Origin of the sequence: Actinokineospora alba (genome assembly GCF_004362515.1) — a bacterium.
Classification (GTDB): domain Bacteria; phylum Actinomycetota; class Actinomycetes; order Mycobacteriales; family Pseudonocardiaceae; genus Actinokineospora; species Actinokineospora alba.
The window spans coordinates 3,656,906-3,680,089 of record NZ_SNXU01000001.1; the positions used below are offsets into that span (position 1 = coordinate 3,656,906).

Sequence of the window (23,184 nt, forward strand, 5' to 3'; positions counted from 1 at the left end):
CTCGATAGGCAGGGTACCTTGTTGAGCAACGCTCAATAGGAGGCGACGTGGACTTCGCGCACTCGGCCAAAGCGGCCGACTATCTCGCCAGGGTCGGTGACTTCATCCGCACCGAGATCGAGCCGGTCGAAGCCGACTACCACCACGAGCTCGCCGCAATGGACGATCCGTGGGTCGTCCTCCCGGTGATCGAGGAGCTCAAGGCGAAGGCCCGCGAGGCCGGTCTCTGGAACCTCTTCCTCAAGGCCGAGTCCGGGCTGGCCAACGTCGAGTACGCGCCGCTCGCCGAGCTGATGGGCCGTTCCTTCATCGCCCCCGAGGTGTTCAACTGCAACGCCCCGGACACCGGGAACATGGAAGTCCTGCACATGTACGGCAGCGACGAGCAGAAGAAGCGCTGGCTCGAACCGCTGCTGCGCGGCGAGATCCGGTCCGCCTTCTGCATGACCGAGCCGGACGTCGCCTCCTCCGACGCGACGAACATGGCCGCCACCGCCGTGGTCAAGAACGACGAGATCGTCCTCAATGGACGGAAGTGGTTCTCCACCGGCATCGGCCACCCGAACTGCAAGGTCGCCATCTTCATGGGCCTGACCGACCCGGACGCGCACAAGTACGCGCGCCACTCGATGGTCCTGGTTCCCTTGGACACGCCCGGTTTCAAGCTCGAGCGGATGCTGCCGGTCTTCGGCCGCCACGACGAGCCCTTCGGCCACGGCGAGGTCAGCTTCACCGACGTCCGCCTCCCGCTCGACGCCGTCATCGCCGGTCCCGGCCGCGGCTTCGAGATCGCCCAGGGCAGGCTCGGCCCCGGCCGCATCCACCACTGCATGCGCCTGATCGGCCTCGCCGAGAAGGCCCTCGAACTCGCCTGCGAGCGCGCCACCCAGCGCGAGGCGTTCGGCAAGCCGCTGGCCAACCTCGGCGGCAACCGCGAACGCATCGCCGACGCCCGCATCGCCATCGAGCAGGCGCGCTTGCTCGTTCTCAACGCCGCGTGGAAGCTGGACACCTACGGGCTCAAGGGTGCGCTCTCGGAGGTCTCGCAGATCAAGGTGGTGGTGCCGAACATGGCCCTTGACGTGATCGACATGTCCATCCAGCTGCACGGCGGCGCCGGGATGACCGACGACTTCCCGCTGGCCGCGGCCTACGCGGGCGCCCGCTCGCTGCGCCTGGCCGACGGTCCGGACGAGGTCCACCGCGGCGTCGTCGCCCGCATCGAGCTGAAGAAGTACAGCTCGTGACCGGTCGCATCCTGATCACCGGATCCGGTTCCGGGCTGGGCAAGGCCATGGCCGCGCACTACGCGAAAGCGGGCTGGCGGGTGCTCGTCACCGATGTCGACGCGACCGCCGCCGAGACCGCCGCGAAGGAGATCGACGCCGAGTTCCTGGCGCTCGACGTCACCAAGGACGAGTCCTGGGCCGCCGCCCGCGACTGGTGCGAGGAGCACTGGGGCGGGCTCGACGTGCTGGTCAACAACGCCGGTGTGGCCTCGGGCGGGCGGATCGACCGCATCCCGATGGCCGACTGGGACTGGATCTGGGAGATCAACGTCATGGGCGTGGTGCGCGGCTGCGCGACCTTCACCCCGATGTTCAAGGCCCAGGGCTCCGGCCACCTGGTCAACGTCGCCTCGCTCGCGGCGATCATGAACCTGCCCGCGATGGCCTCCTACAACGTCACCAAGGCGGGCGTCCTGGCGTTGTCGCAGACCCTCCGCTACGAACTCGAACCGCACGGGATCAGCACCACCGTGGTGTGTCCCGCGTTCGTCCAGACCAACCTCAACGACCGCATGCGCACGCCGGACCCGGCCGCGCTGAAGGTCAGTCAGAAACTGATGGCGTCGTCGAAGGTGACCCCCGAAGACGTGGCCAAGCAGGTTTTCGACGCGGTGGCGGCCAAGCGGTTCCTCGTCCACACGCACGCCGACGGCAGGCGCGCGCAGCGGCTCAAGCGGCTCGCGCCGTGGCTGGTGGACAAGCAGGTCGCCAAGTACTGGGCCAAGCTCCGGCCCAAGATGGAGAAGGAAACCCCGTGACTCGTAAGAACATCCTCATCACCGGCGCCAGCTCGGGCCTCGGCGAGGAGATGGCCCGCCAGTTCGCCGCGCTCGGCCGAAACCTGGCGCTCGCCGCCCGGCGCACCGACCGCCTGGAGACGCTGCGCACGGAGCTGATCAAGGCGAACCCGGGCATCAAGGTCGTGGTGCGCGCGCTCGACGTCAACGACCACGACGCGGTGTTCAAGGTGTTCGGCGAGTTCAAGGCCGAACTGGGCACCATCGACCGGGTGATCGTCAACGCGGGCCTGGGCAAGGGACAGCCGCTGGGCACCGGCTTCTTCGAGGCCAACAAGCAGACGGCGGTGACCAACTTCGTCTCCGCGCTCGCCCAGTGCGAGGCCTCGATGGAGATCTTCCGCGAGCAGAACGCGGGCCACCTGGTGGTCATCTCCTCCATGAGCGCCATGCGCGGCCTGGGCGGCAACCTGTCGACTTACGCCGCGACGAAGGCCGGGGTCGCCGCGCTCGCCGAGGGCATCCGCGCCGACCTGCTCAAGTCGCCGATCAACGTCTCCACCATCTACCCGGGCTACATCCGCTCGGAGATGAACGAGAAGGTCAAGAAGACCCCGCTGATGGTCGACACCGTGCCGGGCGTCCAGTCGATGGTGAAGGCGATCGAGAAGGAGTCGGCCGAGGCGTGCACGCCCGCGTGGCCGTGGACCCTGATGGGCTTCGCGATGCGCAACCTGCCGCTGAGCCTGGTCGCCAAGCTGTCATGACCGTGGACGAGACCCGCGAGGTCCGGGCCGAGGACAGCTTCGACACCGCGGCGGTCCACGGCTGGCTTTCATCCATTGTGGACGGGTTGGCCGGCGAGCCCGCCGTGCGCCAGTTTCCCGGCGGCGCCTCGAACCTGACCTACCTGCTGACCTACCCCGACCGCGAGCTGATCCTGCGGCGGCCCCCGGTCGGCAAGAAAGCCGCGTCCGCGCACGACATGAAGCGGGAGTTCCGGGTCCAGCGGGCGCTCAAGCCGGTGTACCCGTACGTCCCGACGGTGCTTGGCCTGTGCACCGACGCGTCGGTGCTCGGGTCCGATTTCTATGTCATGGAACGGATTCCGGGCACCATCCTGCGCGGCGACCTGCCCGAGGGCATGACGCTGAGCGAGTCCGAGGCGCGGGCGTTGTCGACGAAGCTCATCGACCGGCTGGTCGACCTGCACCAGGTCGACTCGGCCGCCGCGGGCCTCACCGACCTGGGCAAGGGCGCGGGCTACGTCGGCAGGCAGGTCAAGGGCTGGTCGGAGCGCTTCCGCAACGCGCGCACCGAGAACGTCCCGGACTTCGTCGAGGTCATGTCCTGGCTCGACGCCAACCAGCCCGACGATGTGTCGACTGTGGTCATCCACAACGACTGGCGCTTCGACAACGTCGTGCTCGACGACAACCGCGACATCGTCGGCGTCCTCGACTGGGAGATGTCCACGCTCGGCGACCCGCTGATGGACCTCGGCGGCCTCATCGCCTACTGGATCCAGGCCGACGACGACGACGTGTTCAAGATGGCGCGCAGGCAGCCGTCGCACCTGCCGGGGATGCTGACCCGCGCCGAGATCGTCGGCCACTACTGCGACCGGATGGGACTCACACCCGCGAACTGGTCCTGGTACGAGGCGTTCGGCCTGTTCCGGCTGGCGGTGATCATGCAGCAGATCTACTACCGCTACCACCACGGGCAGACGCACAACCCGGCGTTCAAGGACTTCTGGATGTTCTCCGGCTACCTGGAGTGGCGCTGTCGCGAGGTGATCGGCAAGTGAGTGTTATCTATTTGCTGCGCCACGGCCAAGCGTCGTTCGGCGCGGCGGACTACGACGTCCTCTCACCGGTCGGGCACCAGCAGGCCAAGGTGCTGGGGGAGGAGTTGCGCGCCCGCGGCGTGAAACCCGCCCAGGTCTGGGCGGGCACGTTGGCCCGCCAGCGCGACACCGCCACGGCCACCCTGGCCGCCGCCGGGATCGACCTCGACTGCGGGACCGACGCGCGCTGGGACGAGTACGACCACCTCGGTCTCGTCCAGGCGCTCGCCGCCCGCGAGCAGGTCGACGCACCGGTGTCGCCCCGGGACTTCCAAGCGCTCCTGGACCGCGCGCTGGAGGACTGGATCGGCAACGGACTGGAAGTCGGGGCCACCGGCACCTACACCGACTTCGCCGACCGCGCGTTCGCCGCGCTGACCGAGGTGGCGGCGGGCGGTGACGCGCTCGTGTTCACCTCCGGCGGGGTGATCGCCGCCCTGTGCTCGCGGCTGATGGGCGCGGGCGTGGTGGCGGTCAACCGGGTCGTGGTCAACGCGGCGATCACCAAGATCGTCGTCGGGCGTTCCGGGGCGTCGCTTGTGTCGTTCAACGAGCATGGGCATTTCGAGGGAGCCAACCGGGAACTCCTCACCTACCGTTGATCAAGCCGTCAACCGAGTGTCGGGAGCAGTAGCAATGGGTCGTCCGAGGATCGAGCCGGTCGTGTGGCGGGCGCCGCGCCCAGGGCGCAAGCCGAAGCCGTCGCTGCCGCCGCTGACGGTCCACCAGGTCACCGGCGCGGGCGCCGAGGACGTCCTCGTCGACGAGCACGGCCACGTGTTCACCGGCGTCGAGGACGGCCGGGTCCTGCGGCTCACCGCCGACGGCAGGCGGCTCGACACCATCGCCGACACCGGCGGGCGCCCGCTGGGGCTGGAGCTGTACCCCGACGGGCGGCTGCTGGTGTGCGACGCCGACAAGGGCCTGCTTCTCGTCGACAAGAAGGACGGCGAGATCGAGGTCCTGATCCCGTCCGGGCCCGGCTTGCGGGTGTGCAACAACGCCGCCGTCGCCCAGGACGGGACGATCTACTTCACCGACTCCAGCAGCCGGTTCGACCTGGAGTTCTGGCGGGCCGACATCCTGGAGCACTCCGGGACCGGCCGACTCCTGCGCCGCTCGCCGGACGGGTCCGTCGAAACCCTCCTGGACGGCCTGCACTTCGCCAACGGGGTGGCGCTCGCCGCCGACGAGTCCTACGTCGTGGTCGCCCAGACCGGCGAGTACTGCCTCAACCGCCTCTGGCTGACCGGTGACCGGGCGGGGGAGTCCGACCTTCTCGCCGACAACCTGCCCGCGTTCCCGGACAACATCTCCACCGGGTCCGACGGGCTGATCTGGATCGCCCTCGCGGCACCCCGCGACCCCGTCGTCGACCTGCTCCTGCGCACCCCGCCGCGGGTCCGCCAGGTGCTCTGGCGGGTGCCGGAACGGTTGCAGCCCAAGGAGAAGCGGCTGGTGTGGGTGCGGGCCATCGACGGCGCCACCGGGCGGCTGGTCCACGACTTCTACGGCAAGGTGCCCGACTACCACATGGTGACCGGGGTCCGTGAGCACCAGGGGACCGTCTACCTGGGCAGCCTCAACGAGCGGGCGATCGCCCTGTTCGCGCTGCCCCAGACGTCGCATCCGTAACGGTCAAGGCCGTTCGGCGTACTCCAGTCGGCGTAGCCTCGCACTCGTCGGGGCCAACGTTTCAGGAGAGCAGCCATGAGGCCCTTGACCCGCGCCGGACTGGTCGTCGCGCTCGCCGCGTCGGCCGTCACCTTCCAACTCGGCACCGCCACCGCGCACGCGCCATCGGGCGCCATCTTCACCACGCTGCCCGACGGCAGCGAAGTGAACTTCAACCACTTCCCCACCAAGCAGGACGTCTACCTCGACGGCGGACCCGGCCCGGGCGCCCCGCAGGATGCGGCCGGACTCGACGACGGCACCTACGTATTCCAGGTCACCGACCCCAGCGGCAAGGTCCTGCTGTCCACCGACCCGGCGCGCTGTAGACAGTTCACCGTCTCCGGCGGCGTGATCTCCGCCGTGGTCGACACCGACTGCGAGCACGTCACCGGCGTCGACCTCGACCACGCCGCCACCACCGTGCAGCTGTTCCCGTACCTCGACACGCCCAACAACGGCGGCGTCTACAAGGTGTGGGTGACCACCGTCGAGGACTTCCTCGCGGGCTGCGCCGAGTTCGGTGTCGCCAACGGGCTCGACGTCGTCGACTGCGGGTCGGTCGGCGGCAACCGCCACGGGTTCGTGCCGGCGCACAGCAAGACCGACAACTTCAAGGTCGGCGACCGGCCGATCATCGAGATCGACACCGTGTTCCGCCGCGCGGGCGGGGACCCGATCGATGGCCTCAAGGTGAAGTGGACCGACACCAACGGCGCGAGCAACGTCAAGTGGTCCTACTGGGCGCCGCAGCTGTCGGTTTACCACGAGGCGCACGTGGAGGCCGTCGAGACCGGCGTGCACCGGATCACCGTGGCCGACCAGCCCGGATGCCAGGTGCTCTCGATCGCGCAGGGCAACAAGCAGACCGCCGGCCCCGGCACGGTGGATGTGCGCATCAACAACCTCGGCCGGTCCTCGACGATCTTCATCAACGTGACCTGCGCCTGACGGCGAACCGGCCCGGCCAGGGTGAGGTTGTGACACAGACCTCACCCAGGCCGGGTCGAGCCTGGCGAAGCGGCATTTCGGACAAGGCCTCATCTCGGCGATGCTTGGTGTACGCCTGTACGCCTGGTTTGCTTACGGCTGAGCAGGTACTAATTCCCCCAGACACACTGGGTGAGTACCCAGGAGCCGGAGGGCAGAGATGACCGCGACCGTCGAGGGCAGCACGCAGGTGGACCAGGATGGGCCCAAGCCCATGTTCGGGGAGCCGCGCGGGCTGTGGCCGCAGATCGGCACGTACTTGTTCATCCTCATTCCATTCGTCGCCCTGATCGCCGCGGTCCCGTTCGCCTGGGGCTGGGGGCTGGGCTGGGTCGATGTCGGCCTGGCGGCGTTCTTCTACACGTTCACGTGCCTCGGCACGACCGTCGGATTCCACCGTTACTTCACCCACGGCGCGTTCAAAGCCAAGCGCGCGGTCCGCGTCGGGCTGGCCATCTCCGGCAGCATGTCGCTGCAGGGGCCGATCCTGCACTGGGTCGCCGACCACCGCCGCCACCACGCCTTCGCCGACCGCGACGGCGACCCGCACTCCCCGTGGGCGTTCGGCACCTCGCCCGCCGCGCTGGTCAAGGGCTTCTGGCACGCCCACATGGGCTGGATCTTCGACCGCAAGCTGACCAACGCCGAGCGCTTCGCCCCGGACATGCTGGCCGACCCGGACATCCGCCGCATCGACAAGCAGTTCGGCATGTGGACCGCGGTCACCATGCTCGCGCCGCCGGTGCTCGGCGGGCTGCTCACGTGGTCCTGGTGGGGCGCGGTCACCGCGTTCTTCTGGGCCAGCCTGGTCCGCGTGTCGTTCCTGCACCACGTCACCTGGTCGACGAACTCGATCTGCCACATCGTCGGCAACCGCCCGTTCAAGTCCCGCGACAAGGCGACCAACTTCTGGCCGCTGGCGATCCTGTCGATGGGCGAGGCCTGGCACAACCTGCACCACGCCGACCCGACCAGCGCCCGCCACGGCGTCCAGCGCGGTCAGATCGACATCTCGGCGCGGCTCATCTGGCTGTTCGAGAAGTTCGGCTGGGTCAGCGAAGTCCGCTGGCCCACGCCACAGCGCCTGGCCAAGCTCACCAAGTAGCCACTTGGACGATGTCGCACTCGGGGCGGCGGACCTAGGTTCGAGGGCATGCCTCGCACCGCCACGGTCCGCCGCCCCGATCGCGTCGAGCTGATCGACTTCCTGCGGGCCCGCTCCCGCTGCGTGCTGACCACGCGGCGGGCCGACGACAGCCTTCAGGTGTCCCCGGTGGTCTACGGAGTCGACGCACGGGGCCGTGTGGTGGTCTCCACGTACCCGGAACGCGCCAAAGCGGTCAACCTGCGCCGCAACCCCCTCGCGACGCTCTGCGTGCTCTCCGAGGACTGGGACGGACCCTACGTACAGGTCGACGGCCGCGCCGAAGTGCTGGAGCTGCCGGACGCGGTCGAACCCCTCGTCGAGTACTTCCGGTCGATCCGCGGCGAGCACCCCGACTGGGCCGAGTACCGCGCGGCGATGGTCCGCCAGGGCAAGTGCCTGATCCGGATCGAGCTCGACCGCTGGGGCCCGATCGCCACCGGCGGTTTCCCGCCGCGGCTCGCTACGCCGGGGCCGTCCGCCTGACCAGCGTGCGGTCCAGCGCGCGGGCACCGAGGGCGAGCACCAGGAACAGCGCCGCCACGATCACGCAGTTGAAGATCACGACGACGTACCCGAGCTGACGCACGTCCACGAACGGGTATGGGTAGAAGTCGACGAACGGCCCGCGGACGAGCGTGAACACCAGCCACAGGATCGGGAACAGCGCCGCCAAGCCGATCACCTGGTAGTCGATGCCGCCGCGCGGGCCGAAGACCAGCCAGCCGGTGATGGTCAGCAGCGGCGACAGGGTGTGCAGCAGGAAGTCGGCCACCGCCGCGCCGCCGTGCAGTTCGTGCAGACCCGAGAGCACCGTGTGGAAGACGACGCCGGTGACCGCGATGCCGAGCAGGCCCGCGAGCCGGAACACCCGCAGGGCCGTCGACTGGCGGTCGGGGGCGAGCGCGAGCAGCGCGCAGGTGACCATCACGATGATGTTCGACTGGATCGTGAAGAAGCTGAACACGTTGGCGACCCGGCCCGCCACGGTGGTGAAGTGGCCTTCGGTGAGCTGGGACGTGACCACCACCTGCGTGACCAGCCCGGCCAGGACCACCACCGCGGTCAGGCCGAACCAGCCGCGGGCCGCCGTTCGCATTGTCATGCCCAGAAGGTAGACGGCCTGATCCATTGTCCGCCAACGCAAAGCGGATGGGCCGATCGGCTGGATCACTACGGCGAACGAGTGATCGACGGTCGCGGTGGGTAACAGCTTGCTCCATTCGGCCGATTGATCTTGTGTGTCAGTCGAACTGCGGGACCTCGCCTGGTCCAAGATCACCGTCGAGCGCCACGCGTGCGAGCAGCGCGCCGAGGCGGCGGGCGACGAGTCGGAGAAGCTCGACGCCGTCGCTCCCGCTGATGATCGATAATGGTCTCGCGCATGTGAATGGCCTGGGAATGGGCTGAGAAATTCACCGGGCCGCCGAATTTCCGCCGCCCGATCCGCGCGTCCGCGTGGCGGCGTCAGCGCCATGCATTCGGTCCGTTATAGTCGCCCCGAACTCGACGGCGACCAGCGTGTATTGCGTCCGCGCGGCCCGGCGACGATGACAAAACCGTCGTTAGTGCTTGATTCTCGGAGGCTGCCGTGCCGCCACCCCTGGAGGTGACCACGCGAAGCACCCGCTCGGCTGTGGTGGTCACCGCCGCGGGTCGGATCGACCTGCTGACCGAGCAGCCCTGGCGGGAGCAGATCGAGGACGCCTGCGCGGAGGATTCGGTCAAAGCGCTGGTAGTCGTCGACCTGGCCCGTGTGACGTACCTCAGTGTGGGCGCCGCACCGCTGTTGTTGCGGGCGCATTACCACTGCCTGCACCGCGGCAGGCGGCTGCGCGTGGCGGTCCCGCCCGGCCCGGTTCTCGGCACGATGCAGCTGACCGGCGTGGCCGAGACGGTGGCTTTGTTCCGCGATCTGGACTCCGCGCTGCGGCCGATGGTCCAGTCGTCGTGGTAACTGGGAAAAGTTCATCTTCGACCCATTTCGGTCGCGTATGCGCGCGAACGGAGTAAAAAGCAAGAGCCCCTTCGAGTGTTTTTGCGAGATTATCGGCACAGAATGAGCCGATCGTGGTTCCTGGTGTTCCTGTGGGTGATTCGCTTGGGTTCCGATCGCTTCCGGTGGCTAATTGACGAGGATCTTCACGCTGTCGTGGATCTCGTCCGCGTGCGTCGAGTGACGATAGGTGTGACCTGCGACGATGACGACTGGTGATCCTTTGGTGACTTACCGTCCCGGCTGGTAGCCCTGCAGTAGCGGTAGAAGACACCCGGAGAGGACCTTTCGATGAATCGTCACCTCGTTCGGCTCGTGGCCTCGGTCGCGACCGTGAGCGTGCTGTCAATGGCCGGGACAGGTATGGCGTCCGCGACCCAGCCCACCTCCGCCTCGGCGGAGGCTTCCAACTCGGCGCCGGCCGCCCAGCTGCAAAAGCTGCACGACCAGATCGACGCCGCTTACAAGGCGGGCGACCCCAAGGCCCTGCTCAGCTCGGTGACCGAGCTCCGCCCGGTCCTGGCTCAGGTCCGCGACATCGCCCGCAGCAACAACACGCTGCACGTCGTCGAGGAGGCCGACGACAAATCCGCCCAGATTCAGGAGAAGCTCAAGCAGAACCCCCAGATGCTGCCCGGTCTGCCCAGTCCGATCGCCTTGGTGACCGACCTGGTGTCGACCCTGCTGACCCTGGTGCTCTCGCTGGTGGCCGGTCTCCTGGGCGGGCTGCCCCTGCCGGTCCCGGTCCCGGTGCCGCCGGTTCCGGTCCCGATCCCGACGCCGTAAGGCTGATCACGGCAGAACCGAGCCCCGGCACCCACACGGGTGTCGGGGCTCGGCTCTGTCCAGGGGCGGTCGGCTATTCGGCCACGCGCACTCCATAGCGCTCGGCGGCGCGGGCGCGGGCCTTGGCCGCCTCGACCTCGCGGTCGCGCGGGGAGGCGTTGGTGACCAGGGAGTCGAGCAGTTCGCGGGTCACCGCGGCCACCTGCTCGACCGCGCGGTCGAAGGCCTCCCGGTTGGCCGCCGACGGCTTCGTCGAGCCGCTGACCTTGCGCACGTACTGGACCGCCGCCGCGTGCACCTCGTCGGAGGTCGCGGGCGGTTCGAAGTTGTGGAGGACACGAATGTTGCGGCACATGCCTCCAGGGTGACACATCTGGGCACTGCCGGAGAAGACGATCCGAATCGGTCGGTGGCACGCTGGGATTCCGCGCCCCCAACGGGTTCGGGACGGTGTCGACGATCTTGGCGGGTGGCGGCATGACGGCGGTGCGGGCGATTCGCGGCGCTATCCAGGTCGACCGGGACGAGGCGTCGCTCATCGTCGCCGACACCGGCACCCTGCTGGTGGAGATCATGGGCCGCAACGGTCTCGTGGCCGACGACATCATCAGTCTCTTCTTCACCATGACCCCCGATCTCGCGAGCGGATTCCCGGCGGTGGCCGCCCGTGAGCTCGGACTGGTCGATGTTCCGCTCATGTGCGCCACCGAGATCGCCGTGCCCAACGCGCTCAGCCGGGTCGTCCGGGTGCTCGCCCACGTCAACACCGACCTCTCGCGCGGCGACGTCGAACACGTCTACCTGCGCGGCGCGGGGAGGCTGCGGCCGGACTTGGCCGCGGGGCCCCGTCAATCCCGGCAGCGGCAATCACGCGGCGGCTCGAGTTTGTCCGCGTGACGGAAGGACGAGAGGAACCACGCTCATGGTTATCGTGATGACGGCCGACGCGACCGAGGCGGATGTCGCGGCGGTCGTCGATCAGATCGAATCGGCCGACGGTCAGGCGTTCGTCAGCAGGGGAGTGCGCCGAACGATCATCGGGCTGGTCGGCGACGTCGACCGGTTCGCCGAGATGGACCTGGACCGGCTCAAGGGTGTGAGCAGCGTCCGGCGGATCACCGCCGGGTACAAGCTCGTCAGCCGCGAGCAACACCCGGCGCGCACCACGGTGCAGGTCGGCGGGGTGCCGATCGGGCCGCACACGGTGACCATGATCGCCGGGCCGTGCGCGGTGGAGACCCCGGAACAGACCCTCGCAGCGGCCCGGATGGCGCAGGCGGCGGGCGCGACGATCCTGCGCGGCGGCGCGTTCAAGCCGCGCACGTCGCCGTACGCCTTCCAGGGGCTGGGGATCCACGGCCTGCGGATCCTGGCCGACACCCGCAAGATCACCGGGATGCCGGTGGTCACCGAGGTCGTCGGCCCGCGCGACGTCGAGGTGGTCGCCAACTACGCCGACATGCTCCAGGTCGGCACCCGCAACATGCAGAACTTCCCGCTGCTGCAGGCGGTCGGGGAGTGCGGCAAGCCGGTCCTCCTCAAGCGCGGCATGAACGCCACCATCGAGGAGTGGCTGATGGCCGCGGAGTACATCGCCCAGCGCGGAAACCTCGACATCGTGCTGTGCGAGCGCGGCATCCGCACGTTCGAGACCGCGACCCGCAACACGCTCGACATTTCCGCGGTCCCGGTCGCGCAGCGGCTCTCGCACCTGCCGGTCATCGTCGACCCGTCGCACTCCGGCGGTCGTCGCGACCTGGTGCTTCCGTTGAGCCGGGCGGCGATCGTCGCGGGGGCCGACGGGCTGATCATCGACGTGCACCCGCAGCCGGAGGCCGCACTGTGTGACGGGCCGCAGGCGTTGGTGAATGAGGACCTGCAGACGCTCGCGCACTCGTTGCGGCATCTCACGGCGTTCATGGGGCGCATGCCCGGTGAGCGTGAGGAGTGGCTGGCGGGGTGATCCCTGTGGACTGTCGGGTATGCCGTCGTGGTGTGCCCGGCAGTCCGCGTTGGGGGCTCCCTCTGGCCGCGTGTGGCTCGCCCTGGCGGCGTGTGTGGCTCCCTCTGGCGGGGTGGTGGGACTCCCTCTGGCTTGATTGTTTAACTCTCGGGTGGCGGTATCAAGGGCGGCCGCGGGCGGCCGTCGCTGCGCGATGGCTGTGCCACCCTTGACACCGCCACCCGAGAGTTAAAGGCGGCCAGGACGAGGGAGCAGGGGGAAGTGCAGGGATTAAGAGCATCGCTTGGGTGCTCTCGTCCGGGGTGGAGCGGGGAGTTGGTCGAGCGGGTGGGGCGTGCCCGGCGTGATTAGTCGGCCATGTTGAGCTGCCGATGCTGTCCGGGCCCCTCGGTCGGATCCATGTGGGATCCACGTCGGAAATCAGCCTGTATTGGACAGCCAGCCTGCTTCACGGGCGATCCGGATGGCGTCCACCCGATTGCGCGCGCCGAGCTTGGTCACGATCGAGGCCAGGTAGTTGCGCACCGTCCCCGGCGACAAGAAGAGTTTCCCAGCGATCTGGCCCGCGTCGTGCCCGTCCGCCGCCAGCCGCAGGATCTCGGTTTCGCGTTCGGTCAGCGGGCACTCGGGCATGTCCCAGGCGGCGAGCGCCAGTTGGCTGTCCACGACCCGCTCGCCGGCGGCGATCCGGCGGACCGCGTTGGCCAGCTTGTCCGCGGGTGCGTCCTTGAGCATGAAGCCGTTGACTTTCGCGGCCAGCGCCCGGCGCACCGTGGCGGGTCTGCCGAGGCTGGTCAGCATCAGGGTGCGGCAGGTGGGGACCTCGACCTGCAGTTCGGCCGCCGCGGTCAGGCCGTCCTTGCCGGGCAGGTCGATGTCGATGATGGCGACATCCGGGTTCGACGCCCGGGCCGCGGGCACGATCTTGTCGCCCTCGGCCACCTCGACGACGACCTCGATGTCCGGTTCGAGATTGAGCAGCGCGACGAGAGCACCCCGGACCAGGTGCATGTCCTCGGCGAGCAGCACCCTGATCACGATTGGTCCCCTTGCTCGTGCGAGCTTCGAACAGCCTCAGCATCGTAAACCCGAGGGTGCGCAACCGTCGGGATTGGGGTGACACCGCCCGCCGCGCAGGTGGTTCGCAGCAGCGGACGGTGTCGGCTCTGGGGACTTCCTACAACGACGATAGCCACCACGATCGGGTGAACAACAGTGATGAGGTCACGATCCCGGGGTGACGGCATGAGTGTCCACTTGAGACGAACTAGCGGCCGACCGAGAGGAGTTCCTGTTGCAGCCGCTGCAGGTCCGCGCAGGGCTCCAGGCCGAGTTCCTCGTTCAGCTTGGCCCGCAGTTCGCGGTACATCTCCAGGGCCTCCAGGCGCCTGCCGCTCAGGCCCAGCGCCCGCATGAGCTGTCCGTGCAGCCCCTCGTCGTGCGGGTTCTCGGTGACCAGTGACCGCAGCTCGGCGATCAGGTCCCAGTGTTGGCCCGCGTCGATCTCGGCCTGGATGCGCAGGTACCGGGCCGCGTGCTGCTGCTCCTCCAAGTCCACCGCGTAGGCCGACAGGACCGGTCCGCAGGGAACGTTGGACATCGCCGGACCCGTCCACAGTGCCAGCGCCGCGCGCAGCGTCTTGGCGGCCTCCGCCGGCCTGCCGTCGGCCATCAGGTCGCGGCCCCGGCGGAACATCCGGCGGAAAGTGAACACGTCGATCTGCTCCGGATCCACTTTGAACACGTACCCGGGCACCCTGGTGCGCAGCACGTCCGAACCGGCCAAGCCGTTGCGCTCGATGCATTGCCGAAGGTGGTACACATAGGTCTGCATCGTCTTGCGCACGCTTCGCGGCGGGTGCTGTGACCATAACTCCCGGATGATGGTCTCGGAGTCGACGACCTGCCCCGCGCGCATCAGCAGCAACGCGAGCAGTTGCAGGACCTTCGGACCGGTGGGTGCGTAGTCCACATCGTTCATGCGGACCTCCAACGGGCCTAACAGGGTGAACCGGACCAGCTCCTGGTCTCCGCGCGCGCCGGTCAATGTGGGTGCCCTCCCCTCGGCCGCATGTTCTTCGACGGTAGTCCCCACGCACGCGCGGCGTTAGTGATCGACACACGAGTGTCCGGGTGAGTTGGTCGCACCCGCGCGGATGCGCAACGCACGCCTTGGACGTGGCGTTAGTCCTGGCTTCGTCCACGCCTCGAACACAGCGGAGCACTGTTGGGCCCAAGAGTACGGGGGTGACACGGTCCCCGGCCGAGACAGGAGGGTGCCATGAAACCCGTCATCCGCAAGGCGATCGCGGTGATCCGGGCCCGGTACGCCGAGCCGATCGCGCTGACCGAGTTGGCCTCCGAGGTGTTCGTCAGCCCGTTCCACTTCTCCCGCGTCTTCTCCAAGGAGACCGGGGTGACGCCGGGCAGGTACCTGACGGCGGTGCGGCTGTTCGAGGCGAAGCGGTTGCTGCTGACCACATCGATGACCGTCTCGGACATCGTCTGCGGCGTGGGCTACAGCAGCGTCGGCACGTTCACCAGCCGGTTCACCAAGGCCGTCGGCCTGACCCCGACCCAGTACCGGTCGCCGGAGGTGGCGAGGATGCTGCTGGCGGTCGCGCCCGGCTTCTTCGCGCTGCCCTCCCTGGAGGACGTCGGTCCGCAGGTCGGACTGGTCTCCGGGCCGGACTCGGTGTCCGGCCGGATCACCCTGCCCGAGGGCATGCGTGGCAACGTGATGGTCGGCCTCTTCGCCGACGCGATCCCGCAGGGCGGGCCCGTCGCGTACCGGTATGTGGCGGCCTCGGGTGCCTCCTCGTTCACGATTCCCGGTGTGCCGCCGGGAAGCTGGCACGTCATGGCGATGGCCCGCTCGGCCACCGGTGAGATCCTTATCGGCGCTCCGCGCGAGGTCGTCGGGGCGGGGGACTACGTCGACGTGCGGATGCGGGAACTCGATCCCACCGATCCGCCCATCGCCGTCACGCTGGCGCGTCGGGAGATGCTCGGCACCGGTACCGGCCGCACGTACCGGTTGCGCGCGGTCTGACCACGGTTGCCACGGCCGGCGCCGGTTTCCGGCGCCGGCCGTGATCGGGTAATGGTTCGCTTCCGCGACCCGAAGCCCTTTCGTCCGCTAAGGATGCGGCACATGGCTTCGGCGTGACGTCCTCATGGTTGCGGTGGGAATTCCTCACGCGGAACGGCGGCGAACGTCGCGACCGCGGGATGCGTTCCCGCGTCGGGGGACCCGTCCTCGGGCCTGCTGACGCCGACCGTCCGCCACCCGGCCTCGCGGGCCGCGTCGAGTTCGGCGACGGCGTCGGAAAGGAACAGGAGCTCGTCGGGCCTGCCGCCGATCACGCTCGCGATGTGCTTGTAGGACGCGGGTTCCCGCTTCGGCCCGCCGCTGACGGTGTCGAAGTGCCCGTCCAGCAAGGGCAGCAGGTCACCCTGGTCGGTCTTGGAGAACCAGAGCCGCTGGGCCAGCACGGAACCAGACGAGTAGATCCAGATCCGCACCCCGCGCTCGCGCCACTCCGTCAGCGCGGGCCGCACGTCCGGGTACACCACCCCGCGCAGTTCCCCGGCGAGGAAGCCGCGCTCCCAGATCAGCCCGTGCAGTGTCTTGAGTGGACTGTGCTTGAGGTTCTGGTCGTGCCAGTCGAGCAGGGTGGCCACCACGTCGGCGTCGGCCCCGGCCAGCTCGCGAACACCGTCGCTCACCTCGGGTGTGCCCGGCCGCTCGTCGCCGATCCAGTCCGCGATCCGGTCCCGCGCATAGGGGAACAGGATGTCGTGGACGGCGGACAGGGGACTGGTCGTGCCCTCGATGTCGAGGACGACGGAGCTGATCACGTGGCCAGCAGTTCGTCGAGGGTCGGCATCCCGGCGGAGATCTTCGATCCGGTGAAGCCCGCGACCCAGCCGTCTTCCTCCTGGAAGAAGCGGATCGCGCAGAAGTGCGGCCGCTCGCCCATGTCGAACCAGTGCGTCGTCCCCGCCGGGACCGACATCAGGTCACCGGCCTCGCACACCACCGCGTACACCTTGCCGTCGAGGTGCAGGTAGAAGCAGCCGGTGCCCTCGACGAAGAAGCGGACCTCGTCCTCGTCGTGGGTGTGCTCGTCGAGGAACTTGGCGCGCGCGCCGTCGGCCTTCGCCTGCCAGTCCGGGTCGCTGTCGTCGGGAACCAGTCGCACCACGTCGACCAGCGGGTACGGGCCCTCCTTGGACACCCGGTCCACCTCCGACCGGTAAGCGGCGAGCACCTCGTCCTGACCCGCGCCCGCGGGCAGGTCGACGGTGTCCCAGTTCTCCAGCGTGATGCCGAACGGCGCGAGCTGCGCGGAGATCTCAGCGGAATCCCGGGTGCGCACCAACACTGTCGTGGCGTCGTCCTCCGGCATGACCTGAAGCAGGGTCATCACGCGTTCCTTTCGATCAGCAGTCGCAGCCTGCACAGCATTTCGAGGCATTCCATCCGGTTGCGCGCCGTCTCCAGCGTCGGACCCCAGGTCGTCGCGCCGTGCGCGCCGATCAGCAGCGCCGGGGGAGCGTCCGGGGTGAGCCGGGCGGCCACGTCGGAGCCGATGCGCGGCACGTCTGCGTGGTTCTCGAAGACCGGGATCAGGACCTTGTCGGTGGCGCCCAAGCCCTTGATGATCTCCAGCCCGACGAACTCCTCGGCGTCGGCCCCCCGCCGGGCGGCCAGCGCGGCCACCGCCGTGGCGTAGGGCGGGTGCGCGTGCACGACCGCGCCGCAGTCGGGAAAGATCTGGTAGAGCGCGGTGTGGATGGACGTCTCGGCCGAGGGGCGCTTGCCGTCGGACTCGACCGGCTGGGCGTCGGCGATCCGGACCCGCACGGTGTCGTCGCTGGTCAGCGAGCCTTTGCTGACCCCGCTGGCGGTGACCAGCGCGGTGTCGGCGTCGAGCCGCACCGAGAGGTTGCCCGCGGTGCCCTCCATCCACCCGCGCGCGTAGAGCTGGGCGGACATGGCTGCGAGGTCGGTCACCCGAATACCCCCTGTTCGGTGACGACTGCGGTGATCAGATCGGTGGGTGTCACGTCGAAGGCCGGGTTGAACACGGCCGTCCCGGCGGGCGCCACGGCGACACCGCCGAACGCCGTGACCTCGTCGGCCGAGCGCTGCTCGATCTCGATGTCGGCCCCGGTGGCCAGGGTCGGGTCGAGCGTGGAGACCGGCGCCACGACGACGAACGGCACACTGGCCCGCCGCGCGGCCAGGGCCAGCGAGTAGGTCCCGATCTTGTTGGCCACGTCACCGTTCGCGCACACCCGGTCGGCGCCGACGAGCACGCAGTCGACCATCCCCGCGGCGAGCGCCGCCGGGCCCGCCGAATCCACGCACAGCCGGTGCGCGATGCCCGCCTCGGCCAGCTCCCACGCGGTCAGCCGGGCGCCTTGCAGCAGCGGCCGGGTCTCGCCGAACAGCACTTCCTCGACGTGCCCGGCCTCGGCCAACGCCCGGATGGTGCCCAGCGCGGTGCCCCAGGCGACGGTGGCGAGCCTGCCGGTGTTGCAGTGGGTCAGCAGCCGCAGCGGGCGCCGTTCGCACAGCCGCAGCACCAGCGCCGCGGCGTTCGCGGCGGCGGCCCGGTTGCGGTCCTCGTCCTCGGCCAGGATCGCCAGCGCCTCGGCCAGCACCGCTGCGGCGCCGCCGTCGAGGCGGGTCAGGACCCGGTCGACGGCCCAGCTCAGGTTGACCGCGGTCGGCCGCGCGTCGGCGATCCGGCGGGCGTCGGCGAGGACGGCGTCGAGGTCGCAGCGCCCGTCGACGGTGTGCAGCTCGGCGGAGATGGCCACCGCGAGCGCGCCCGCGACACCGATCGCCGGGGCGCCGCGAATGGCGAGGCGCTTGATGGCGTCGATGACCTCGTCGACCGTGCGCAGCCGAAGTTCGCGGTAGTCATGCGGCAACGCGCATTGGTCCACCGCGACAACGCTGCCGTCTTCCCATGCCAGCGACCGCGCCATGGCCCCATTCCACTCGTCGTCCGATTCCGGGGGCCACTATATGTGCGTCGGAGGGCGTCCGGTCGGCGTCCCACAAGCATTCCTATTTTCTGCGCTCCGACCCGTGTTCCCTGTTCGCCAAGCACATGAGATGTGAACCTGGGAACAGTGAAGATCACACCGAATGGCTGTGTACGCGGAGATGCGCAGGTGCCAGGTTGTTGCGTCGTCGGGCACGAGCCGACGAACTGTACGAACTCGGGAGGATCCACCCCATGTCGACGCAGTCCCCGCCCAACCCCATCGCCGCGACCCGCACCCGACGCCTGCAGCCGGAGGGCCAGGTCGAGCAGCCGCCGCCCGGCCCGCGCGTGCTCGGTGGGGATGTCGTCGTCGACACACCCCGTGGGTTGCTGACCTACGCCAACCTCGACTACGCGGCCTCGGCGCCGTGCGCGGTCGCGGCGCAGGAGGCGGTCAACGAGATCCTCCCGTACTACGCCAGCGTGCACCGCGGCGCCGGAGCGCTGTCGCAGAAGTGCACGCGCGGGTTCGAGCACGCCCGGCAGACACTGGGCTGGTTCATCGGCGCCCGATCCGACGACCTGGTGGTGTTCACCCGCAGCACGACCGACTCGCTCAATCTGCTGGCCCACATCGTGCCCGCGGACGCGAAGGTGGTGACCTTCGCCGGCGAGCACCACGCGAACCTGCTGCCCTGGCGAGACCCGATCCGGCTGCCGGTCCCGGCCACCCCGGCCGAGGCGGTCGCCGCCGCGGAGGCCGCGCTCACCGACCTGCGCCGCACCCACAAGGGCCCGATCCTGCTGGCCGTGACCGGCGCGTCGAACGTGACCGGCGAGGTGTGGCCGGTCGCTGAACTCGCCCGGGTCGCGCGAAGCGTGGACGCGCGCATCGCCCTCGACGCCGCGCAGCTGGCCCCGCACCGCCGGGTCGACATGGCCGAACTCGACGTCGACTACCTGGCCCTGTCCGGTCACAAGCTGTACGCGCCGTTCGGCGCGGGCATCCTGGCGGGCCGGTCGGACTGGATGGACGCGGCCACCCCGTACCTGGCGGGCGGCGGCGCGAGCGCGCTGGTCGGCGACGCCGCGGGTGAGGTGAGCTGGCACCCGTCGCCGAGCAGGCACGAGGCGGGCAGCCCCAACGTGATCGGCGCGATCGCCATGGCCGCGGTCTGCACCGCGCTCGACGACGCCGACTGGGCCGCGATGGCCGCGCACGAGCACCGGCTGGTCGCGACCCTGCGCGAGGGACTCGCCACGATGTCCGGCGCCCGGGAGCTGTCGATCTTCGGCCCCGGCGCCGACCGCGTCGGGATCGTCACCTTCGCCGTCGCCGGGCACGACTCGTCGGACGTGTCGGCGTACCTCGCCAAGTGGTACGGGATCGGCGTTCGGGACGGCCTGTTCTGCTCGCACCCGCTGACCCGGGGCCTGCTCCGCGAGGCCGGTTCCGCCGAGTGCACGCTGCCGCCCACCGCGGTCCGCGCGTCGGTCGGGCTCGGATCAAAGATCGAGCACATCGACCGCCTGATCGATGGCCTACGCGGGTTGACCTCAGGGGAGTGACCCTGACCCCGACCAGGGACGTTCCCCGATGTCCGCGGCGGGACGCGCTGGGAGGGTGAAGCCGGGAGCGCGGCAGACGCGCGGTTCGCGGCGAGGGGATTTCCGATGTTCGAGGTTTTAGCCGGGTCCGACACCATGGTCGACTTGGCGTTGATCGCCCTGTGGGCCTTGGCGGCGTGGCGGCTGGGGGGCTTGGCGAGGCAGCCCGACGCCCGGAAACGGGCGTCGGGCGCGAAATGGGTGCGGGCGCTGCTGGTCGTCGCCGCCGTGCCGGTCGTGGCGAAAGCGGTGCTGATCGCGTTGCTTCTGTTCCATGGCTGGGAGTTCGGCGCCAACGACCTGGTGTTCGGGGTGCCGATGGTGCTGGTCCCGGCCGTATTCGCCTACGTCTGGACGTTCCCCGCCCTGCGCAACCCGGACAATCCCGCGCTATATGCGGATTTGAAGGTCGGCCTGCCGCCTCGGCTGACCGCGATCGGCGGCGCGTTCGCCTTCTGGCTCGGGTTCTTCAAGCAGCCGGTCGGCGGGCTGTTCGACGAGGTCGCGATCTACGGCTTCCTGTTCCTGATCGCGGCGCTGCTGCAGGTCGTCAAGCTGCGCAAGGTTTCCGGCCTGCTCGCCACCGGCTCGCCGTTCCCCGGACTGGGCGCGCGGCTCCTTCGGACCGGCGCGAAGGTCACAGCGTTCGTCGCGGTGGTGGTCGTCGGGTCCGTGTGGGGGTCGTCGTCGAGCACCCTTCCGGGCAGCTACAACATGGCCGAGCACGGCGGCGTCGCGCACGCCGCGGGCGGCCACAGCTCGGATGGCATCTCCCCGGTCGCGTACAGCCCCGTGCCGGGCAAGCCGATCACCGAGCTCACCGGGCCCAAGGATGGCGTGCCGGACAAGAAGTTCACGCTGACCGCGCGGACCACCGAGATCACCCTTCCGTCCGGGGCGAAGATCCACGGCTGGACCTACGACGGGTCTGTTCCCGGTCCGCTGCTTCGGGTGCGGCAGCACGAACTCGTGGAGGTCGAACTGCTCAACGCCGATGTCGAGGCGGGCGTTTCCCTGCACTGGCACGGGGTCGACGTGCCCAACGCCGAGGACGGTGTGCCGGGACTGACCCAGGACGCGGTGCGGCCCGGCGGCAGGCACGTGTACCGCTTCCGCGCCCCGGACGTCGGCAGCTACTGGTACCACTCGCACCAGGTCTCCTCCGAGCAGGTGCGTGCCGGCCTGTACGGCGGTTTCATTGTCGATCCCGCCGAACCGGAAGCCCCTGTCACCGACATTCCCGTTGTGGTGCACACCTTCAAGAACCAGATCCAGGTGATGGGTGGAACCGACCTGCTCGACCGCAAGGCGGTCGCGGCGGGCACGAAGACCCGGCTGCGGCTGATCAACTCCGACAGCCAGACCCGCCGGTTCAGCCTCACCGGCACGCCGTTCAAGGTCACCGGCATCGACGGAACACCGGTCAACGGTCCCACCGAGGTCACCGACAACATCCTGGTCCTCGGCGGCGGCGCCCGCTACGACGTCGAGTTCACCATGCCGGACGCGCCGGTGCGACTGGCCACCCTCGGGCAGCCGGACTCGGGAATGCTGTTGAGCCCCGACGGCGCGGGCGACCGCGCACCCAGGTTCGACGGCCCGGAACTCGACGCGAACAGCTACGGGACCCCCGCCCCCACGGAGTTCGGCGCGGATTCCCCGGCCGCGCGGACGGTCGAGTGGGTCATGGACAACCGGCTCGGCTTCTACGACGGCAGGTTCGCCATGGTCTACACGGTCAACGGCGACCTGTTCCCGAACGTCCCGGCCGTGGTGGTGCGTGAAGGCGACCTGGTGCGGATGCGGTTTGTGAACCGAAGCTTCGTCGACCACCCGATGCACCTGCACGGACACCACGCGCTTGTGTTGTCGCGCAACGGAAAACCCGCCACGGGCAGCCCGCAGTGGCTCGACACGGTCACCGTCCACCCGGGAGAGACCTACGAGGTGATGTTCAAGGCGGACAACCCGGGGCTGTGGATGGACCACTGCCACGACCTCGACCACGCGGCGCTCGGGATGGTCATGCACCTGTCGTATGAGGGCTACCGCACGCCTTTCGTGGCCGGGTACGACACGCCCAACCAGCCGGAATGATTAGTCCAGCGTCTGGATGACGGTGCTCTCGGTCGCGTTGTGAACGACGCGGCCGAGTGCGCCGTTGACCAGCGGCAGGAACGGCGGAACATGACCGCATTCGACGTCGGCGACCAGCGGCACGCCAAGGCAGCCGAGGGCGTCGACCACCGCGTCGTACTGACTCAGTGACGCGATGCCCGGCGCGCGGGTCCGGCCGATCAGCACCGCCGCCGCCCGGTCGAAGAACCCGGCGAGCCGCATCCCGTGCAGGTTGCGGCAAATCGTCGCCGCGTCGTCGCCCGAGGCTTCGAGGTAGATGAGCTGATCGCCGGGAATCGCCGCCGTGTCACCAAAGCGGGTTCCCATGAGGTTGCAGAGGGCTTCGACGCAGCCGCCGATGAGCCGCCCACTCACGTCCACATCACCGTCGCCGTCGAGCCGGATCCATCGGCCGTCGCGGTCGAGGGTGAACTCGTAGGCGTCCGGGTGGTCGCGGTAGTCGTCGAACCCGCTTGAGCGGTGGACGCCGGGGGAGGACTGGGTGAAGGTCGACCCGGTGGGCAGGGCGGCGATGTCCAGCCAGGACAGCAGTCCCTTCGGGGTCACGTAAGGCGTGTCCATGAGGTTGTTGCCGTGGATGGTCGCGACGCCGGTCAGCAGGGTGAGCGGGGTGATGATCGTGGACATGTCGGAGAACCCGACGACCCAGGTCGGTTCCGCGTCCCGGATGGCGTCCCAATCGAGCAGGGGGAGGAGGTCGATTGCCAACTCTCCGCCCCACGGCGGCACGACCGCCCGGATGTCCGGGTCGGTCAGCATGGCGGTCAATTCCCGTGCGCGGTCGGCGGCGGGGGCGCTGATGTGGCCGGCGCCGTCCATACACTCGCCGACCACGACCTCATACCCGCGGGTCTCCACCACTTCGACCGCGAACTCCAGGCGTGGCAGCAGATCCGCGTCCACTCCGCTCGACGGTGAAGTGACGCCGATCCGGTCGCCCGCCTTGAGCGGTGCTGGAAATCGCATGCCCCGGAACCTATCGCCGCCCGGCATGATCGGCTAAC

Annotated in this window: 26 protein-coding genes; 17 read left to right on the forward strand and 9 right to left on the reverse strand. The window is 69.2% G+C overall.

What is annotated here, in order from left to right:
- Positions 1-47: 47 nt before the first annotated feature.
- From C8E96_RS16730 to C8E96_RS16770, 9 genes are all read left to right on the forward strand, one after another.
- The gene (locus tag C8E96_RS16730) at positions 48-1,247 is read left to right on the forward strand and encodes an acyl-CoA dehydrogenase family protein (RefSeq protein ID WP_091383494.1); all 1,200 of its coding nucleotides are present in this window, start codon (positions 48-50) and stop codon (positions 1,245-1,247) included.
- Positions 1,244-2,047 carry an SDR family oxidoreductase gene (locus tag C8E96_RS16735; protein WP_091383495.1) on the forward strand — a complete coding sequence of 268 codons (804 nt, stop codon included), beginning with the start codon at positions 1,244-1,246 and terminating at the stop codon, positions 2,045-2,047. Before C8E96_RS16730 ends, C8E96_RS16735 begins: the two co-directional genes overlap by 4 nt.
- Positions 2,044-2,793: an SDR family oxidoreductase gene (locus tag C8E96_RS16740; protein WP_091383496.1), complete on the forward strand. Its 750-nt coding sequence runs from the start codon at positions 2,044-2,046 to the stop codon at positions 2,791-2,793. Before C8E96_RS16735 ends, C8E96_RS16740 begins: the two co-directional genes overlap by 4 nt.
- Positions 2,790-3,836 carry a phosphotransferase family protein gene (locus tag C8E96_RS16745; RefSeq protein ID WP_091383497.1) on the forward strand — a complete coding sequence of 349 codons (1,047 nt, stop codon included), beginning with the start codon at positions 2,790-2,792 and terminating at the stop codon, positions 3,834-3,836. Before C8E96_RS16740 ends, C8E96_RS16745 begins: the two co-directional genes overlap by 4 nt.
- The gene (locus tag C8E96_RS16750; protein ID WP_091383498.1) at positions 3,833-4,477 is read left to right on the forward strand and encodes a histidine phosphatase family protein; all 645 of its coding nucleotides are present in this window, start codon (positions 3,833-3,835) and stop codon (positions 4,475-4,477) included. Before C8E96_RS16745 ends, C8E96_RS16750 begins: the two co-directional genes overlap by 4 nt.
- 34 nt (positions 4,478-4,511) lie before the next feature.
- The gene (locus C8E96_RS16755) at positions 4,512-5,510 is read left to right on the forward strand and encodes an SMP-30/gluconolactonase/LRE family protein (RefSeq protein ID WP_166658027.1); all 999 of its coding nucleotides are present in this window, start codon (positions 4,512-4,514) and stop codon (positions 5,508-5,510) included.
- Between the two features lie 75 nt (positions 5,511-5,585).
- Complete coding sequence (locus C8E96_RS16760) at positions 5,586-6,500, forward strand: hypothetical protein (RefSeq protein ID WP_133794523.1); 915 nt, start codon at positions 5,586-5,588, stop codon at positions 6,498-6,500.
- Positions 6,501-6,699: 199 nt separating this feature from the next.
- Positions 6,700-7,644, forward strand: coding sequence for an acyl-CoA desaturase (locus C8E96_RS16765; protein WP_091383501.1), 945 nt, complete (start codon positions 6,700-6,702; stop codon positions 7,642-7,644).
- 48 nt (positions 7,645-7,692) lie between these two features.
- Entirely contained in the window at positions 7,693-8,169 is a 477-nt protein-coding gene (locus C8E96_RS16770; protein ID WP_091383502.1) for a PPOX class F420-dependent oxidoreductase, read from the forward strand.
- Here C8E96_RS16770 and C8E96_RS16775 read toward each other — a convergent pair.
- On the reverse strand, positions 8,147-8,788 hold the full coding sequence (locus C8E96_RS16775; RefSeq protein WP_091383540.1) for a Pr6Pr family membrane protein: 642 nt from the start codon (positions 8,786-8,788) through the stop codon (positions 8,147-8,149). The two genes, C8E96_RS16770 and C8E96_RS16775, sit on opposite strands and share 23 nt — an antisense overlap.
- A gap of 136 nt (positions 8,789-8,924) precedes the next feature.
- Between C8E96_RS16775 and C8E96_RS34400 the strand changes: the two genes are divergently transcribed.
- The 3 genes from C8E96_RS34400 to C8E96_RS33330 all read left to right on the forward strand — a co-directional run bounded on the left by C8E96_RS34400 (position 8,925) and on the right by C8E96_RS33330 (position 10,465).
- The gene (locus C8E96_RS34400; RefSeq protein WP_267463832.1) at positions 8,925-9,056 is read left to right on the forward strand and encodes a hypothetical protein; all 132 of its coding nucleotides are present in this window, start codon (positions 8,925-8,927) and stop codon (positions 9,054-9,056) included.
- A gap of 218 nt (positions 9,057-9,274) precedes the next feature.
- On the forward strand, positions 9,275-9,640 hold the full coding sequence (locus tag C8E96_RS16780; RefSeq protein ID WP_091383503.1) for an STAS domain-containing protein: 366 nt from the start codon (positions 9,275-9,277) through the stop codon (positions 9,638-9,640).
- 330 nt (positions 9,641-9,970) lie between these two features.
- Positions 9,971-10,465: a hypothetical protein gene (locus C8E96_RS33330; RefSeq protein WP_166658028.1), complete on the forward strand. Its 495-nt coding sequence runs from the start codon at positions 9,971-9,973 to the stop codon at positions 10,463-10,465.
- A 73-nt stretch (positions 10,466-10,538) separates the two neighbouring features.
- Here C8E96_RS33330 and C8E96_RS16790 read toward each other — a convergent pair whose 3' ends face one another.
- Positions 10,539-10,820, reverse strand: a complete 282-nt coding sequence (locus C8E96_RS16790; protein ID WP_091383505.1) for a DUF2277 domain-containing protein — start codon at positions 10,818-10,820, stop codon at positions 10,539-10,541.
- Positions 10,821-10,915: 95 nt separating this feature from the next.
- Between C8E96_RS16790 and aroH the strand changes: the two genes are divergently transcribed.
- Positions 10,916-11,362 carry a chorismate mutase gene (aroH, locus tag C8E96_RS16795; RefSeq protein ID WP_228770298.1) on the forward strand — a complete coding sequence of 149 codons (447 nt, stop codon included), beginning with the start codon at positions 10,916-10,918 and terminating at the stop codon, positions 11,360-11,362.
- Positions 11,363-11,387: 25 nt separating this feature from the next.
- Entirely contained in the window at positions 11,388-12,428 is a 1,041-nt protein-coding gene (gene aroF / locus C8E96_RS16800; RefSeq protein ID WP_091383507.1) for a 3-deoxy-7-phosphoheptulonate synthase, read from the forward strand.
- A 420-nt stretch (positions 12,429-12,848) separates the two neighbouring features.
- Here aroF and C8E96_RS16805 read toward each other — a convergent pair whose 3' ends face one another.
- Positions 12,849-13,469: a response regulator transcription factor gene (locus tag C8E96_RS16805; protein WP_228770306.1), complete on the reverse strand. Its 621-nt coding sequence runs from the start codon at positions 13,467-13,469 to the stop codon at positions 12,849-12,851.
- A 226-nt stretch (positions 13,470-13,695) separates the two neighbouring features.
- Positions 13,696-14,409, reverse strand: a complete 714-nt coding sequence (locus C8E96_RS16810) for an AfsR/SARP family transcriptional regulator (RefSeq protein WP_091383541.1) — start codon at positions 14,407-14,409, stop codon at positions 13,696-13,698.
- Positions 14,410-14,709: 300 nt separating this feature from the next.
- Between C8E96_RS16810 and C8E96_RS16815 the strand changes: the two genes are divergently transcribed.
- Positions 14,710-15,480: a helix-turn-helix domain-containing protein gene (locus tag C8E96_RS16815; protein ID WP_091383509.1), complete on the forward strand. Its 771-nt coding sequence runs from the start codon at positions 14,710-14,712 to the stop codon at positions 15,478-15,480.
- Between the two features lie 122 nt (positions 15,481-15,602).
- Here the strand turns inward: C8E96_RS16815 and mtnC are convergent, their stop codons facing one another.
- Genes mtnC through mtnA form a run of 4 tightly spaced genes read right to left on the reverse strand, consistent with a single transcriptional unit; the run spans position 15,603 to position 18,431 of the window.
- Positions 15,603-16,289, reverse strand: a complete 687-nt coding sequence (mtnC, locus tag C8E96_RS16820; protein ID WP_091383510.1) for an acireductone synthase — start codon at positions 16,287-16,289, stop codon at positions 15,603-15,605.
- Positions 16,286-16,858, reverse strand: a complete 573-nt coding sequence (locus C8E96_RS16825; RefSeq protein ID WP_091383511.1) for a 1,2-dihydroxy-3-keto-5-methylthiopentene dioxygenase — start codon at positions 16,856-16,858, stop codon at positions 16,286-16,288. Before C8E96_RS16825 ends, mtnC begins: the two co-directional genes overlap by 4 nt.
- Positions 16,858-17,448 (reverse strand): methylthioribulose 1-phosphate dehydratase, encoded by a 591-nt coding sequence (mtnB, locus tag C8E96_RS16830; RefSeq protein ID WP_228770299.1) that lies wholly within the window; start codon positions 17,446-17,448, stop codon positions 16,858-16,860. Before mtnB ends, C8E96_RS16825 begins: the two co-directional genes overlap by 1 nt.
- Entirely contained in the window at positions 17,445-18,431 is a 987-nt protein-coding gene (gene mtnA / locus C8E96_RS16835; protein ID WP_091383512.1) for an S-methyl-5-thioribose-1-phosphate isomerase, read from the reverse strand. Before mtnA ends, mtnB begins: the two co-directional genes overlap by 4 nt.
- Positions 18,432-18,685: 254 nt before the next feature.
- Between mtnA and C8E96_RS16840 the strand changes: the two genes are divergently transcribed.
- Together C8E96_RS16840 and C8E96_RS16845 are read left to right on the forward strand one after the other, a co-directional pair.
- Positions 18,686-20,002, forward strand: coding sequence for an aminotransferase class V-fold PLP-dependent enzyme (locus tag C8E96_RS16840; protein WP_091383513.1), 1,317 nt, complete (start codon positions 18,686-18,688; stop codon positions 20,000-20,002).
- A gap of 105 nt (positions 20,003-20,107) precedes the next feature.
- Positions 20,108-22,138 (forward strand): multicopper oxidase family protein, encoded by a 2,031-nt coding sequence (locus tag C8E96_RS16845; protein ID WP_091383514.1) that lies wholly within the window; start codon positions 20,108-20,110, stop codon positions 22,136-22,138.
- Here the strand turns inward: C8E96_RS16845 and C8E96_RS16850 are convergent, their stop codons facing one another.
- Positions 22,139-23,146: a S66 family peptidase gene (locus tag C8E96_RS16850; RefSeq protein WP_091383515.1), complete on the reverse strand. Its 1,008-nt coding sequence runs from the start codon at positions 23,144-23,146 to the stop codon at positions 22,139-22,141. It abuts the gene before it with no gap.
- Positions 23,147-23,184 lie beyond the last annotated feature (38 nt).

What these genes read in the sequence shown, in the direction of transcription:
- C8E96_RS16850 (WP_091383515.1), bottom strand. Translation starts at nt 23,146, where the DNA reads ATGCGATTTCCAGCACCGCTCAAGGCGGGCGACCGGATCGGCGTCACT.
- C8E96_RS16765 (WP_091383501.1), top strand. Translation starts at nt 6,700, where the DNA reads ATGACCGCGACCGTCGAGGGCAGCACGCAGGTGGACCAGGATGGGCCC.
- C8E96_RS16845 (WP_091383514.1), top strand. Translation starts at nt 20,108, where the DNA reads ATGTTCGAGGTTTTAGCCGGGTCCGACACCATGGTCGACTTGGCGTTG.
- C8E96_RS16790 (WP_091383505.1), bottom strand. Translation starts at nt 10,820, where the DNA reads ATGTGCCGCAACATTCGTGTCCTCCACAACTTCGAACCGCCCGCGACC.
- C8E96_RS16840 (WP_091383513.1), top strand. Translation starts at nt 18,686, where the DNA reads ATGTCGACGCAGTCCCCGCCCAACCCCATCGCCGCGACCCGCACCCGA.
- C8E96_RS33330 (WP_166658028.1), top strand. Translation starts at nt 9,971, where the DNA reads ATGAATCGTCACCTCGTTCGGCTCGTGGCCTCGGTCGCGACCGTGAGC.
- C8E96_RS16815 (WP_091383509.1), top strand. Translation starts at nt 14,710, where the DNA reads ATGAAACCCGTCATCCGCAAGGCGATCGCGGTGATCCGGGCCCGGTAC.
- C8E96_RS16810 (WP_091383541.1), bottom strand. Translation starts at nt 14,409, where the DNA reads ATGAACGATGTGGACTACGCACCCACCGGTCCGAAGGTCCTGCAACTG.
- C8E96_RS16755 (WP_166658027.1), top strand. Translation starts at nt 4,512, where the DNA reads ATGGGTCGTCCGAGGATCGAGCCGGTCGTGTGGCGGGCGCCGCGCCCA.
- C8E96_RS16745 (WP_091383497.1), top strand. Translation starts at nt 2,790, where the DNA reads ATGACCGTGGACGAGACCCGCGAGGTCCGGGCCGAGGACAGCTTCGAC.
- mtnA (WP_091383512.1), bottom strand. Translation starts at nt 18,431, where the DNA reads ATGGCGCGGTCGCTGGCATGGGAAGACGGCAGCGTTGTCGCGGTGGAC.
- C8E96_RS16770 (WP_091383502.1), top strand. Translation starts at nt 7,693, where the DNA reads ATGCCTCGCACCGCCACGGTCCGCCGCCCCGATCGCGTCGAGCTGATC.
- C8E96_RS16760 (WP_133794523.1), top strand. Translation starts at nt 5,586, where the DNA reads ATGAGGCCCTTGACCCGCGCCGGACTGGTCGTCGCGCTCGCCGCGTCG.
- aroF (WP_091383507.1), top strand. Translation starts at nt 11,388, where the DNA reads ATGGTTATCGTGATGACGGCCGACGCGACCGAGGCGGATGTCGCGGCG.
- C8E96_RS16825 (WP_091383511.1), bottom strand. Translation starts at nt 16,858, where the DNA reads ATGACCCTGCTTCAGGTCATGCCGGAGGACGACGCCACGACAGTGTTG.
- C8E96_RS16775 (WP_091383540.1), bottom strand. Translation starts at nt 8,788, where the DNA reads ATGACAATGCGAACGGCGGCCCGCGGCTGGTTCGGCCTGACCGCGGTG.